The following is a 15161-nucleotide window of genomic DNA, read 5'->3' as shown; positions in this document are numbered from 1 at the left end:
GTAAAAGACTGTAGAAATAGGGAAACATTGCATTTTACAAATGTAAAATAAATTCTTTCAAAATAAAAAACAGACCTCATAAGAGATCTGCCTTTTGAGAGGAATTATTTAGAAATTTCAGACCAAGATTTAACTTTACCAGTGAAGATATCTTTTATTTGTTCTAGAGTTAAATCTGTTGCTTTTGTATTTTCTTTGTTTACTATAACTGCTATACCATCGATTGCGATAGGTTGAGCTTTTAATTGTTCTTTTTCTTTGTCTTTTAATTCTCTTGAAGCCATTCCGATATCACATACACCTTCAATAGCTGAGTTCATACCAGCTGAAGATCCTGTTGATTGGATTTCGATTTCTACTTCTGGATACATTGCTTTGTAGCTTTCTGCTAATTTTTCCATTAATGGAGAAACTGAAGTTGAACCTGCAACTACGATTTTACCTTTTTGAGAATTTTTGTTGTAAGCTTTAGCTTCTTCAGGAAGTTGTTCATAACCTTCTTTTTTAACAATTTCTTGTCCTTCTTTTGAAAGAATATAATCTAAGAAATCTTTTGGAAGTGGTTTTAATTCTCCTTTGTAAGCAATGTTAAAAGGTCTTGAGATTTTGTAGTCTCCTTTTTGAACATTTTCAGAAGTTGCTTCAACACCGTTGATTTTTACTGCGTTAACTTTGTCGTTTAATGAACCTAATGAAATATATCCAATAGCGTCTTTGTCTTGACCTACAGTCATCATAACTGCGTTAGTACTGTTTTGTACGATTGCAGAAGAAACTGTTTTGTCTTGTTCTTTACCGTCAGCACCTTTTTCTAAGATTTTAGTAATTTCTGTAAAAGCTCCTCTAGTACCTGAACCATTTTCTCTTGATACTACGTGGATTTCTCCTCCAGCACTTTCGTTTGATTTAGAATCTGTAGAAGTAGTTTCTGTTTTGTTTGAGTTGTCTGATGTTTTTCCATCATCTTGTTTTGCACATGCTACCATGAATACTCCAAATACTAGCATCATAGCAACTAACATAAATTTTTTGATTTTCAAATAAATCATCCTTTCATATTTAATTCACTAATAGAATACATGTAATGTTTAAAATTCATATAATATTATTGTAAATTGTATGTAAAATTATTTGTTTACAATTTTTAAAAGTAAAGTGTTATACTATTTCTAGGAGGGGTGTATGAAAAAACTACTATTAATTACAACTGGAGGAACTATAGCTTCCGTTGCTACAGATAAAGGATTAGCACCAGGTCTTCAAGCAAAAGACATATTAGAATATGTAAAATTTAAGAAATTTGATTTTGAATTGGATACAATAAGTTTATTCAGTATTGATTCAACAGACATAAAACCAGAGCATTGGATACATATCAAACAAACTATAAAAGAAAAATACGATAATTACGATGGGTTTGTAATAACACACGGTACAGATACTTTGGCATACACTGCATCTGCGTTAGGGTATTTAATTCAAAAAAGCCCAAAACCAATTGTAATAACAGGTGCTCAAAAATCAATTTCAAATGATATTACAGATGCAAAGAATAATTTAATAGATGCATTGATATTTGCTAGTAAAGAAAAATCACACGGTGTCAATATAGTGTTCAATGGAAAAGTTATTTGTGGAAATAGAGCTAGAAAAGTTAGAACAAAAAGTTTTGATGCATTCGATTCTATTAATTATCCACTGATTGCAATAATTCACGATGGAAAAGTATTAAGATATATTGATGATAAGTCAGATAATACTGTAGAATTTTACGATGAACTAGATGATAGCGTATATTTGTTGAAATTAATCCCATCAATGAGAGCAGATATATTAGAAGATATTTTCGAAAAATACGACTGTATTATCGTAGAAAGTTATGGAGTGGGTGGAATGCCTGTAGGAATTTCTGAAGAATTTCTAAGATTAATGGATCGATACTCGACTAATAAAATTATTGTAATGACAACTCAAGTTCCACAAGAAGGCTCAGATATTGGAGTATACCAAGTTGGTATGAGAATTAGAGAAAAGTTAGATGTTTTGGAATCAAAAGATATGACATTAGAATCAGTTGTTTGTAAAATGATGTATGTAATGGGAAAACACAACAGAGATATTCAAAAAATTCAAGACGAATTTTACTCAATTATAAATCATGATATTTCAATAATAGAATAAGAATATTATCGGTAAAATAATTTTCAAAATATTTTACCGTTTTTTTATTTGCAAATTTTGAAAAGTGTGAGATATGAATTATAATTTAGTTAGAGGAAAATTATGAAAAGAAATGTAGATTTTTATGTAAAAAAAAGAAATGAATTGATTGATTTGTTAGATGAAGAGAAAATAACAAAGCAGGAATTTATTTCAAGAAACAACGTATTGATTAATAGTTTTAATCTAAGACCTTTCACTGATATTAAAACAGTAAATGAGGGAGTTTTTAATTATCAATATTATAATTTAAAAGCTAAGGAATACAATACAATAGCTAACAAATACAAAAACAAAAAAACGAAGAAGTATATTGCATCTTTAAATAAATGCAGAAACTATTACTTAGAAAAAGATAATACAATTTTAAAGATTTTGGAATTGATAGAATACAAGAATGTTGAAGCATATTACATAGACATTTTGTCCTACAGAATGAGGGATAATCTTTTTGAAATTGTACTCAAAGATTATGAGAAGATGATTTTTCACACAATAAATGAAAATATCAAACAACATTTGATAGCAAATAATGTTTTTGAACCAATAAAGAAAAAATCCCTTATCGATTCTTATGTCAATAAGGGATATTAATTATTTCTTTATTTGGTTTACTATTTCTTCTGTAGTCATATTTTTATTTAATTTGTAATTGCCATCCTTAAAAGCAGTAACATTGTTTTGTTTTAAGTAATCTAAGAATTCTTGTTCATTCGTAATTATGTTTCCACTGATTAAAATCTTTGAAACATCCAATTCTTTTGCCTCAGGTGGAATTGTGATTTCAATGTCTTTAACTTCTTCAGTAACTTGTTGGATTTTTAAATCCTTTGAGTAAGTTTGAGAACTTGTATAGTTTTTGGAAAACATTGAATTAATTGTTTTGTAAACATAAAATGTTGTAGCTACTAGAATGAGCAATAATAATAAAAGCTTTGCAAATTTATAAATAAAGTCTACTATTGTATCAATAAAATTTTTCATTTTTCACCTTCCTTATTAAATTATAATGATTTATTAACAATTTTTCAAATAGGAGCAATAATGAGACATATAAATATAGATAATTCAAATAGCAACCAAAGGGTAGATAGGTTTATTATGAAATTGATGCCAAAAATGAGCAAAAATCATATCCAAAAACTTATCAGAACTAAAAAAGTAAAAGTTAATAAAAAAAGGACAGAACCTGATTATAATCTGAAAATTGACGATGTGGTAAATATTTATTTGTACGATGAAGTTATTGAAAAATATCAAGATAATAGGGTATACTCCGCTGAGGATTTTAACTTGGATATAATCTATGAAGATGATGATTTAATATTGATTAATAAAAAAACTGGAGTATTATCACACGCAGCTAATCCTCAAGATTATGGGAAAAATATAGTGGATATGATGGTAAGCTATTTGATAAAAACAAATCAGTTTACGCCAACACAAAACTCTACTTTTACACCAGCTTTAGTAAATAGATTGGATAGAAATACTTCTGGCATTGTTGTAGGTGCAAAAACTTATGATAGCTTGAAATATTTAAATGATTTATTCAAAAAGCACGAAATTACTAAGATTTACGAAACTATTGTGGTTGGTAATCTCAAAGACCAAACAATTGATTTGGCTCTAGAAAAAGATAATGATAAGAACAAATCTGTGGTCAATTCAAGTGGAAAAAAAAGCATGACAAAAGTATGGAATGTGAAAAATTTCGGGAAATATTCACTGGTCAATGTAGATTTATTGACTGGAAGGACACATCAAATCAGAGCTCATTTGTCACACATTAATAACCCTATAATTGGCGATATTAAATATGGAAACAGAGATGTTAATAAATATTTCAAAAATAAGTACGATTTGAATTTTCAATTATTACATTCGTATAAGCTAATATTTCCAGAAAAAATGGAAAAATACCAAAAATATGAATCTATGGTTTTTGAAAGCAAAAGAGATGATTTATTTGAGAAAATATTGAACGATTTGGAGAGTAAATATGATTAAGATAATTAACAACAATAAAATATACGACTATAAAGATAAGACGATTTATGATTATGGCATTCAATGTGGTTTTGAAGAAAGTATTGTTGCGTTAAAGAACAATAAACTTGTCGATATTATGAGTAGTATAGATGATGGAGATACGATTGAGTTTGTAAATGAAAATAGCGTATATTCACAAGACACATTGATGAAAACAGGAATTTTGCTGTTGCTACTGGCATTTAAAATAAAATTTCCCGAAGATCAATTAGTAGTTGAATATACAATTGGAGACTATATGTATCTTGAATTCGAAAATAACAACGAAATTCATTTTAGAGATTTGGAAGAAATTAGAGAATTGATGGATGATTTGATTAATCAAAATCTTAGAATTGAAAGAGTAAAAGTTTCTAGGAAAGAAGCTTTTGATATTTTTGAAGAGGAAGGATACATTCAAAAATCAAGACTACTAAAAAGTTTAGACAAGGATGAAGTGTATTTGTACAAATGTCACAATCATTACTTCGGTATAGAAGGATTTGTAGCTCCATTTACGAGATTTTTGAAACATTACAAACTTATCAACTATTTTCCAGGAGTAGCATTAAGTGTCAGTAGAACTGGTGAATTTACCGACTTTAAAGAACAAAAAGCTCTCTCAAAAATATTTTCCAAATCAAAAAAATGGACTGAAATGTTGGATATTGGTTATGTGGGAAGTTTGAATGAAAAAATTCAGGATGGAAATATGGATTTTTTGGTTAACGTAAATGAAGCTTATTTTGAAAATCAAATTTCATACATTGCCGACAAAATTATTTACAACAATGCGAGATTAGTTCAAATATCTGGACCTTCTTCATCAGGGAAAACAACAATGGCTGAAAGGCTTTCTGTGCAATTAGCTGTAAGAGGCAAAAATCCTATTCCTATTTCGATGGATAATTATTTTGTAAATAGAGTGGACACTCCTTTGGATGAAGACGGCAACAGGGATTACGAATCGATTAATGCACTTGATTTAAAAACGTTTAACAGAGATTTAATGGGACTATTAGAAGGCGATTATGTTAATTTGCCAATTTATAATTTTATCACAGGCGAAAGAGAATATGGCGATACTTACACAAAATTGGACAAAAATGGAATCATAATTGTGGAAGGAATTCATGGACTTAATCCAAAACTTACAAGTCTAGTTCCAGATAAGGACAAATACAAAATTTATGTATCAGCATTGACACAACTAAGCATTGATTGTCACAACAGAATCTCAACTACAGATATTAGACTTATGAGAAGAATGGTAAGAGATTTTGTTCAAAGAGATAAAAGCGTAGATGATACATTGTCTGAGTGGCCAAGAGTTCACGCTGCTGAATATGTTAATGTTTTTCCATATCAAAATGAAGCAGACAGTATAATAGACTCATCATTAATTTATGAAATTAATATTTTGAAAAAATACGTTTTGAAATTAGTGGAAAATTACGATAAAAACGGTCATAACTTTACAGAGATTGAAAGGTTAAAATCCATTTTGAATTATTTTATAGAAATAAAAGACGATTCAATAGTCCCTAAAAACTCAATTTTACAAGAATTCATAGGAGATTACAATGAATAAGAGAATTGTGTACACTAATTCAAATTCTTCAAAGCTTTTTGATGAAAATATATCTTATTTAAAAAATCAAATTAGAAATGGCAACACTGATTTTATTTTAATTTTGCCAAATAGAAAGCTAATTAAAAATATTAGAAATAAGTTTTTAAAAGAACAATCGGTGCTATGCGACGTGAAGATTTGGACTATAGATGATCTAGTAAATGCTTCAGACATTTCAACATATCTGACAGATTTGATTTTGAGACTAGCAATTAAAGAGCTTATCAATGAAGGGGTGTTTGAGGATAATAAATTTTTCAATTCTAATGGAATGATAAATTCATCCAAAAGATTTATATCTACATGTAAGTATTCAAATAAAAAAATAGATGAACTTGAAGAAATCTCTAGTCACAATGTTAGTTTAAATATTTTAAGTAAAGTGTATGAAAAATATCAAAGCATTATGAAACAAAATAATTTTCTGGATAAATTTGATGCCTATGACACAAAAAATCTTAATCTTCAAAAAAACAAGGATATTTACATTCATGGATTCAGTGAGTTTCGACCAATTGAATTGGAAGTAATAAATCAGTTGAAAAATTATGATGTTAATGTCTATATTTTCATGGATTATTACAACGAATACAAAAGTGAGTTAGTAAATCAATTACAAGAAATTGGATTTGATGTTATTCAAAATGGGGATAAATCAAAACCAAATAATTTCATTGAAAAAAAGGTAGTTAAATTAACCAATGAAATTTTGGAAAAAGACAGACTAATTAATGAAATATCAAAAGATTCATACACTTATGATTATAATAAAATGGCAATTCTTTTAGAAAAAGATTCCTCAAAAAGGGAAATATTGAATTCCTTAAAATTACACGATATTCCAGTTTTTGGAGATGATTATATTTCGTATCGTGACTACAAATTTTTCTTAGATATAATTAATCTACTTGATAATACGAAAACTTTAAAGCAATATATTTTTTCTACACTAGATAGTTGTTTTTTCGAATTTGATTTGAAGGATAAAGTTACGTTCAGAAGTATATTGTCGGATTTTGAGTTTGATGATTGGGAAGATTTAGTTAAAATTTTAAAAGTAAATGTTAATTATGAAACTAATTTACAAATTCTAAAAGAGATTAAATCGTATTATTTATCTTTTATAGAAACAAACATTAATGTTTTAGCTAATCTTATAGCACTAATTCAAAAAAAAGAAAGCAATGATAAAGGATTTAATTTGTTTTCTGAAAAACTTTTGATAATCCTTGAGGATTTGTATAAAAATTATGCTGAACTTGTTAAAAAATCGGAAAATATTAACTCTTATTTGATGAATTTGATAAAAAATTTGAAGGTTGATTCTACAGATTATTTAGTAGATGGAATTAGAATATATTCCCTTACGGATATTAGACTTTCAAACTACGATGTTTTATACGTAGTTAATATGAATGATGATGTGATTCCAGGAAAAATCAATTATGATTTCTTTAACAATGAAGATAATATAGAATTTCTACAAAAAAGAGTAATCGACATTTTGTCAGACGCAGAAAATAGAAAAAGAAATATTGATAGATTTATTGATGCAATAAATAGAGCAAATAAAAAAATCTATCTTTCTTACAATACTGAGAGCAACATAAAATCAAGGTTGATTTTGGATAAGAACATAAAATCAAGTCAAAAAATAAAGAAAATTAACATGAAAAATATCAAAAAAATTGACACAAAAAAACTTCACAGCGTGTCAGCTTATGAGAAATATTCTTTGAAACAACATTTAAATAGAATAGAAAACAGAATATCCTCAAAGGATATTTCAGATTTTGAAGTGGATGACAAAACAACACAATATATATTGAAGAAAGAATTATCTTCAACTCAGCTTGAAACATATTTTGAATGTCCAATGAAGTTTTATTTTAGATATTATTTGAAACTTAAATCGCAAATAAAGTCTAGACAATTGGATATTGGAACTATTTTGCACAACACATTGGAAGAATTTTACGGAATAAATATTTCGAAAATAAGAGATGCTATAGATGGCAAATGTGAGTTAGATGTTTCAAGTTTGGATGGATTGCTTAAAAATTCGTTTGAAAAGTTCGGATTAAACACTGATATTAAGAAAAATGAATTTGATTACGAAAAATATTTGAACAAACTCAAGGATTTTGTTATAACTGACATTTACAACATGAAAAACGAATCTGAAAAGTTTTATCCATATAAATTAGAAGAAGATTTTATTGTCAGCTTGGACGAAAACACTAAATTTACAGGAAGAATTGACAGAGTTGATAAAACGGATGCAGGTAAGATTAGATTAATAGACTATAAATTATCGAAAAATAGTTTCAGAAAAGCAAAGGATTTGGACAAAAACAAGGGATTTCAATTTGCAATATATTCTTCGTACGGCGATGTTGTAAGTTGTAAATACAAAAGCATTAGAGATAATGAAGAATATGAATATCTTCAAAATGTTTCAAAGGATCAGTTGGATGAAATTATGATTCAGAAAGTAAAAGAATTCAGAGAAAATATTAGTAATAAGAACTTATTCGTAAAAGCAAGTGATGACAATGCTTGTAAATATTGTGATTTTAATAAAATTTGCAAATTAAAAAACACAGAAGGGAAAGCTAGCAATGATTAAATTCAGCGACAATCAAAAATTAGCTTATTCTACTATAAATCAAAATGTTTGTGTAAATGCAGGTGCAGGAACTGGTAAAACAGAAGTAGTTTCTGAAAGATTTAGATATATGTACGAAAAAGGTATCGACATTAAAAGTATCGTGTGCATTACTTTTACGAACAAAGCTGCTGATGAAATGAAGGATAGAATTATTCAAAAATTAAACAATCCCAGACTAATAGACTACATAAATGTATCCACCATTTCATCTTTTTGCAAAAAGATCGTGTCGGATAATTCGTACTATTTATCAATAGATCCTAGTTTTCAAATTATAGAAGATGATCAATCTAACAAAATGATTAATGAGATTTTTGATAAAATCTTAGAAGATAGGATTGATTTTATTAAAAATCTTGGTAGTGAGTTAGATATTTCATATTCAGACACGCTTAAAATTATCAGAGATTCTTTCAATAAATTAAGAACAAATAACATAGACTTTGAAGTTATTAAAAGAGAAACAATTCTTCAATTAACTAATTTGAGAAATATTGATGATGAGGATATAATCGGAATCAAAAATTATCTATTCGATTTAAGAGAAGAATCAGATAGTATTAAAGGGTTGACGAAAAATAGTAGACTATATAAATTTTTGCATGATGATAATCAAAATTTAGAACTCCAAGAATTTACTAGATTTTTATTAAGAAGCTATGAAAATTTGGGAGAGAGCAAGAAAGAAAATGTTCAGGAAATAATTGATGAAGTTAATAAGAGAGTTGATGCGATACTTTCAAATAAAGAAAAAGATTATATAGATTTGTATGAAGGTTTTTTCGATATTTTGATAGAAGTTAATAGAGAATATTCAATAAAAAAGAATGAAAAAAGTTTCTTAGATTTTAACGATATTGAAATAATGTGTAAAAAAGCTCTGGAAAATGGAAATATTTTAAAATCTTGTAAAGAAAAATACAAATATTTTATGATAGATGAATATCAAGATACATCAAACCTACAAAGAGATATTTTTTATATGTTGTGCAGTGATGATGAAGTTTTGGACAGAAATAATCTTTTCGTAGTTGGAGACCCCAAACAAGCTATATATAGTTTTAGAGGAGCGAACATAAAAGTATTTGAAAAAACCAGAGAAGACATAAAAAAAAGTGGCGGTAAAGATATAACTTTCCATGAAAATCATAGAACACATCCAAATATAATGGAGCCTATTAATTACATTTATTCCAATAAAATGAAGGATAGATACGATAGCTTAATCGCAGTTAATGAAGTGGGAAATGTAATCGGCCGAGATGAATTTAAACTCAACAATAAGGACGCAAAAACAAAAGATGATTCCGCAGATATTTTGGTTTCATACATCAATGAAGATAATTTTAAAGACACTGCTATCTTAGCAAGAACTAAGAATGATTTCTCGGAATACGAAAAAAGTTTAGCAAATAGAAATATTCCTTATTATATTTTCGACAAACAAGGACTTGAAGAATGCAGAGAAGTATTAAATCTGATTCAGTTTATAAAATACGCACGATACGGTGATGACATAAGTAAAGTAGGAATATTATCTAATGTATATGATGTGGATTACAATGAAATATTGAATCAAACAGATAACTATCAATCTACTATGAAAAAAATTGATGAACAAGTTGTAGATTTTACGGAAAATCTTACAAAATATACAATTTACGATTCAATGTCTAATTATATTGAACAGATTGACTACTTAGGATTATTTAATGATCTTCAATCAAAGGCAAATATAATTAAATTTTTGGAAATTGCAAAGCAATTTGATGCCAACAACTATAGTATAGAAGATTTTGTAGATTATTTTGAAAATAATACTAACTTATATCAAATGTCTTTTGAAGATGAACACAGTGATTTGGTAAAACTGATGACTATTCATAAGTCAAAAGGTTTGGGATTTGAAAAAGTTATAGTGGATAATCTATCAAAACCATCAATTAACAAAGATAAATTTCTATTATTTATAGACAACGAAAACATTCAGATGCAATTCGTGCTAGATTTTCCTTTTTCAAAATTTAGAATGACAAAAGTTAAGAAATTAATAGAAGAAGAGGATGATTACGAAGTTGACAACGTGTACTATACGGCATTCACACGTGCAAAAAAAGAATTATCTTTTTCGAATTCAAAAAAATCGGGACATTTCAAACAAATAAGTCCATACATTGAGGACTTGCAACAAAGAGGAAGTATAAGATTTTTAGAATTAAATGAGAAACCTTTTTTACTCGAAAAAATACAAACAAAATTCGATATACCAGAACCAAAGAAAGTAAAAGTCGAAAAACTTATTCCAATTGGTATTACAAGTATTTTAAATTCCAATGAAGAAATTTTTGATAGTAATCTTCAAAAATCTTCAATAAATTATATATTACTTGGTAATTTGGTTCATATGTATGCGAAATTATCTGACGGAAGTAATTATCCATGTATAAAAGAAGTAGATTTCTTAAATGAAAATGAGAAGAAAATTTTCAATGTAGCAACTAAAAACTTTAACCAATTTATAACAGATTTTTCAAATTATAAAAATGAAATGGATTTTAATTTATTGTACGAAAATCTTATGATATCTGGATTTATGGATAGAGTGGAATTTTGTGATGAAGAAATAAAAGTTTATGATTATAAAATTAGTTCACAATCACAAGAATACTTGTACGAAAAATATCACATGCAATTGAAGTTTTATTCTTATGTTTTGAGCAAAAAATACAACAAAAATATTAAAATGATTCTTGTAAATTTAAGAAAAGGATACATTATTGAAAAAAATTACGACCCAAATTGCGAACAAGAGGTTGAGGTTTTTCTTAACAATTATGTAGATCAATTGAATTAGCTAAATTATGAGTTATAATAATACATGAGGTGTGATATGAGTATTAAAGTTCTTTTAGTAGAAGATGAAGATAATATAAGACAATTTACAAAAATAAATTTAGCAAGAGAAGGATTTGAAATATTAGAAGCTGAGTCTGGAGAAAAAGGCGTAGAGTTAGCAGAATTAAACAAGCCAGATGTAGCTGTTTTAGATATAATGCTTCCTGGAATTGATGGGTTTGAAGTTTGCAAAATTTTAAGAAATAAATTCCCGAATATTGTTATTATAATGTTGACTGCAAAAACTCAAGATAACGATAAAATTGAAGGACTTGAAAGAGGAGCAGACGATTATTTGACAAAACCATTTAATCCTCGCGAATTGATTCTTAGGATAAAATCTGTTTTAAGAAGAAGTCCACAAAAACAAAATAATAGTCAAATTATTGAAGATGAAACATTCAAACTTGATATGTATTCGAGAACTTTTTATAAAAATGGAAAAGAAATTACATTAACTCCAACAGAACTTAACATAATAAAACTTTTGATGCAAAATCCTGGAAAAGCAATTACTAGAGATGAATTAATGGATAAAGCATGGGGTGAAGATTTCATAGGCGACGCTAAAATTGTTGATGTTAATATGAGAAGATTGAGAAGCAAAATTGAAGAAGATTCAACTCACCCAAAATACATTGTAACAGTGTGGGGAGTTGGTTACAGATGGGAAAATAAAAATTAATGAGTATTAAAAACAAAATAATGTATTCCTTTGTATTTTTAACAAGTATTACCGCGATAATACTTGTTATATTTTCTATTTATGCTACTAAGTTTTATTATTATTCTACAATGGAAGGCGTTTTGAACAACGAAATAAGATATTCTACAAATTTGTATAGTTCTTATATGGCAGATTATGAACTAGATGAAGTAATTGCCGAAGATAAAAACCAGTTTTACAGACAAACTGACTGCCAAGTGCAAATTTTGGATAATAATCAAGTTGTCGTGTTTGACTCAATAGCAAGCCCTAATTTGGGTGAAAAAATAGAAACATCTGATGTAGTTAGCGCGATGAATGGTCAAAGTGGGAGATACACTGGAAAAGTTAGTTATTCTGATTCAAATATTATTTCTGTTTCAGTACCACTTGAATCCAGGGGAAAACAAGTCGGAGTTTTAAGATACATTTCAAGTTTAAAAGAAGTAGACAGGGCAATAAGAGAGAAGTCAGTATCGTTCGCTTTGTTCGGATTTTTGGTAATATTATTCAGTATTTTATTGAGTAAAATTTTAACTAAAAGCATTATCAAACCAATAAATAGTCTTGCAAAAACTGCTGAAAAAATGGCTAAAGGTGATTTGGAAGTAAGAGCAAAAGAAAATGATACAGATGAAATCGGAAGACTTGGAATGACTTTGAATTTATTGACGGACAATATTAACAAGAAAGAACAATTGAAAAACGAATTTATTTCAAGTGTGTCACATGAATTGAGAACACCGTTAACTTCTATAAAAGGATGGGCACAAACATTAAAATATGATCCTTCAGATTTAGAAACAACAACTATGGGAATTGATATAATCGATAGCGAATGCGACAGACTTACAAACATGGTTGAGGAGTTACTTGATTTTTCAAGGTTTACTTCTGGAAAAATTTCAATCATTAAGAGAAAACAAAACTTAATTGAATTAGCAGAACACATCAAAAATCAATTGCTTCCTAAAGTTCGTTCAAAAGGAATTGATTTGATATTGAATTATGAAAGTCCAGAACTCATCGCTACATTTGACGAAGATAGAATTAAGCAAGTTTTCATTAATATTTTAGATAATGCTATAAAATTTACTCCAGAAAAAGGAACGATAATTATTAATATTGAAAAAACGGAAAAATTTGCAGAAGTATCTATAATAGATACAGGGATAGGAATTTCATTTGAAGAAATAGAACTTGTAACTGGAAAATTTTACAAAGGATCTAATTCGAATTCTCATGTAGGTTTGGGGCTTTCTATTTGTGAAGAAATAGTAAAACTTCACAAGGGAGAATTGATGATTAAATCTAAATTATATGAAGGAACTACAGTTTCGTTTACATTGCCATTAGGAGATGATGAAAATGAAAAAAACAACTAGTATTTTGGTAGGTACGATAGTTTTAATTTTGTTGATTGTTTTCATAATGTTCAGAAATAAAGAACAATCTGCAGTTGAAAATATCAAAGTTCCTGAAAATAATTTATTGGTTGCAGCAGGTGTGTGGCAAATTGATAAGAAAGAAAGCTTTTCTGATTCTAAATCCAAAGTTTCAGATGAAATAGGTAAACTTTACGTCGATGAATCTATAGTTGTTTTTGGAAAAAGATTTACTATAAACCCTAAATTTTCGTCTAAATTTGTCAGTTTACAAAATTATCTAAGTAAAAAAACAAGCGATGAAAATATAAGTAAGAAATTTTCTAAAGATAAGAAAATGGTCATTACAATTTCTGATGGCAGCAAGTTTTATCAAGATGTTGTTGTAATGGATAAAAACAATATAATTTTACCATACAACGGAGTACTTTATTACATGAAAAAAACTGAAAATCAAGTAAGCAGAACTTTTATTGAGAATTATCAGTCAGCCTATGAAAGTAAATATTATGAAAATAAGGGAAACAATTTAAAAGACAAAGAAAATATTGCTCTTTTAATTGGAATTAAAAATAAAGTTGTAAGAAATGATGAAAGTGATATATCTTATAGGACTATTTTATTGGATATCGACAAGAAAAATCGCGCACAGATTTATCAAACATCTGCATTGTTTTTACCTAGAAAAAATGGGTTCTGGACTATGGAATACAAAAAGAATGAATTTGATAATAACTATGTAGAGCAATTTTTAGCTAAGCCAGTTTATTCAGGAGATAATTCTAAAGAAAATAAAAAATTGGAATTTGACACATCTGCAGAAATAACATATCTAGGTCCAGAATATATTTCAATCATGAGAAATAAGGATCAATTTGAATATTATTCTATATATGATATCGATAAAATGAGCAATAATAATGAACTTAATATTGATAAAATCGGAGGAAAAGAAGCTGTAAATGTATTGAAAAATTCTATTGCAGAGGAATACACAGAGTCTAATTCTGAAGTTTCTTCAAATGATAAAAATGAAGATTATAAAAATATTGGAATTGTAAGAAATTCTGGTAAATGGAATTATCAAACACAATATACATTCAAAGAAAATAATGAGATTAAGTTGAAAAATGTAATCCTCAACATCGTTTCACATTTGAATTTATCACCAGATGAATTATCTATGAATTGGCAATCTATAAAAAATTTAAAAAGCAGTGCGATAGATGCTTATTCTTCTCCTGATAAAAGAATACTAATAGTTCAAACGACAGACGAAATATTAATTTATGATTATTCTAACGATAATAAATTAATAGGTAGTATACCAATTACGAAAGATGATTCTATTATAATGAGTGAATGGGCAATAGGAAATTATGCAGAAATGTGGAAAAAAGAATTTCAAAACAACGATAAAATTCCATCATCATTTATTACTAACCTAAGACAATAAAAATTAATAGAAAAAAAGAAGTAGATAATCTATAAATTGACCTGAACCCCAAAATCCGGAATACGGATGGAGGGGTTTTTGTATGCCAAAATACACAAAAGAATTTAAAATAAAATTAGTACTAGAATACTTATCAGGTGAATCAGGTGGAATCAAATCAATAG

Annotated in this window: 11 protein-coding genes; 9 read left to right on the top strand and 2 right to left on the bottom strand. The window is 27.6% G+C overall.

Going from position 1 to position 15161, the window contains the following annotated elements; translation table 11 throughout:
- Positions 1-104: 104 nt before the first annotated feature.
- On the bottom strand, positions 105-1040 hold the full coding sequence (locus ACU68W_RS08280) for a substrate-binding domain-containing protein (RefSeq protein ID WP_035109451.1): 936 nt from the start codon (positions 1038-1040) through the stop codon (positions 105-107).
- A gap of 142 nt (positions 1041-1182) precedes the next feature.
- Between ACU68W_RS08280 and ACU68W_RS08275 the strand changes: the two genes are divergently transcribed.
- Both ACU68W_RS08275 and ACU68W_RS08270 read left to right on the top strand, forming a co-directional pair.
- Positions 1183-2181 carry an asparaginase gene (locus ACU68W_RS08275; RefSeq protein ID WP_094223365.1) on the top strand — a complete coding sequence of 333 codons (999 nt, stop codon included), beginning with the start codon at positions 1183-1185 and terminating at the stop codon, positions 2179-2181.
- A gap of 102 nt (positions 2182-2283) precedes the next feature.
- Positions 2284-2814, top strand: coding sequence for a DUF6648 family protein (locus ACU68W_RS08270; RefSeq protein ID WP_094223366.1), 531 nt, complete (start codon positions 2284-2286; stop codon positions 2812-2814).
- Here ACU68W_RS08270 and ACU68W_RS08265 read toward each other — a convergent pair whose 3' ends face one another.
- Positions 2815-3204, bottom strand: coding sequence for a hypothetical protein (locus ACU68W_RS08265; RefSeq protein WP_094223367.1), 390 nt, complete (start codon positions 3202-3204; stop codon positions 2815-2817).
- Between the two features lie 60 nt (positions 3205-3264).
- Here ACU68W_RS08265 and ACU68W_RS08260 point away from each other — a divergent pair, with 60 nt between their 5' ends.
- From ACU68W_RS08260 to ACU68W_RS08230, 7 genes are all read left to right on the top strand, one after another.
- Positions 3265-4230, top strand: coding sequence for an RluA family pseudouridine synthase (locus tag ACU68W_RS08260; RefSeq protein ID WP_094223368.1), 966 nt, complete (start codon positions 3265-3267; stop codon positions 4228-4230).
- On the top strand, positions 4223-5842 hold the full coding sequence (locus ACU68W_RS08255) for a nucleoside kinase (RefSeq protein ID WP_094223369.1): 1620 nt from the start codon (positions 4223-4225) through the stop codon (positions 5840-5842). The genes ACU68W_RS08260 and ACU68W_RS08255 overlap by 8 nt, the downstream gene beginning before the upstream one ends.
- Positions 5835-8513, top strand: a complete 2679-nt coding sequence (locus tag ACU68W_RS08250; protein WP_094223370.1) for a PD-(D/E)XK nuclease family protein — start codon at positions 5835-5837, stop codon at positions 8511-8513. The genes ACU68W_RS08255 and ACU68W_RS08250 overlap by 8 nt, the downstream gene beginning before the upstream one ends.
- Entirely contained in the window at positions 8506-11409 is a 2904-nt protein-coding gene (locus ACU68W_RS08245; protein ID WP_446756390.1) for a UvrD-helicase domain-containing protein, read from the top strand. The genes ACU68W_RS08250 and ACU68W_RS08245 overlap by 8 nt, the downstream gene beginning before the upstream one ends.
- A 36-nt stretch (positions 11410-11445) precedes the next feature.
- Positions 11446-12135 carry a response regulator transcription factor gene (locus tag ACU68W_RS08240; RefSeq protein ID WP_094208482.1) on the top strand — a complete coding sequence of 230 codons (690 nt, stop codon included), beginning with the start codon at positions 11446-11448 and terminating at the stop codon, positions 12133-12135.
- 122 nt (positions 12136-12257) lie between these two features.
- A complete protein-coding gene (locus ACU68W_RS08235; RefSeq protein WP_446756389.1) occupies positions 12258-13541 on the top strand; it encodes a HAMP domain-containing sensor histidine kinase in 1284 nt (427 codons plus the stop codon).
- A complete protein-coding gene (locus ACU68W_RS08230) occupies positions 13525-14997 on the top strand; it encodes a hypothetical protein (protein WP_446756388.1) in 1473 nt (490 codons plus the stop codon). Before ACU68W_RS08235 ends, ACU68W_RS08230 begins: the two co-directional genes overlap by 17 nt.
- Positions 14998-15161: the final 164 nt, after the last annotated feature.

The sequence above is a fragment of the Finegoldia sp. P2-F-LR genome (assembly GCF_052932265.1).
Note: the sequence above shows the minus strand (reverse complement) of the source record. Positions and strands in the feature narration are given on the sequence as shown.

Coding starts and splice junctions, on each gene's coding strand:
- ACU68W_RS08250 (WP_094223370.1), top strand. CDS start 5,835: ATGAATAAGAGAATTGTGTACACTAATTCAAATTCTTCAAAGCTTTTT.
- ACU68W_RS08265 (WP_094223367.1), bottom strand. CDS start 3,204: ATGAAAAATTTTATTGATACAATAGTAGACTTTATTTATAAATTTGCA.
- ACU68W_RS08240 (WP_094208482.1), top strand. CDS start 11,446: ATGAGTATTAAAGTTCTTTTAGTAGAAGATGAAGATAATATAAGACAA.
- ACU68W_RS08230 (WP_446756388.1), top strand. CDS start 13,525: ATGAAAAAAACAACTAGTATTTTGGTAGGTACGATAGTTTTAATTTTG.
- ACU68W_RS08275 (WP_094223365.1), top strand. CDS start 1,183: ATGAAAAAACTACTATTAATTACAACTGGAGGAACTATAGCTTCCGTT.
- ACU68W_RS08245 (WP_446756390.1), top strand. CDS start 8,506: ATGATTAAATTCAGCGACAATCAAAAATTAGCTTATTCTACTATAAAT.
- ACU68W_RS08260 (WP_094223368.1), top strand. CDS start 3,265: ATGAGACATATAAATATAGATAATTCAAATAGCAACCAAAGGGTAGAT.
- ACU68W_RS08255 (WP_094223369.1), top strand. CDS start 4,223: ATGATTAAGATAATTAACAACAATAAAATATACGACTATAAAGATAAG.
- ACU68W_RS08270 (WP_094223366.1), top strand. CDS start 2,284: ATGAAAAGAAATGTAGATTTTTATGTAAAAAAAAGAAATGAATTGATT.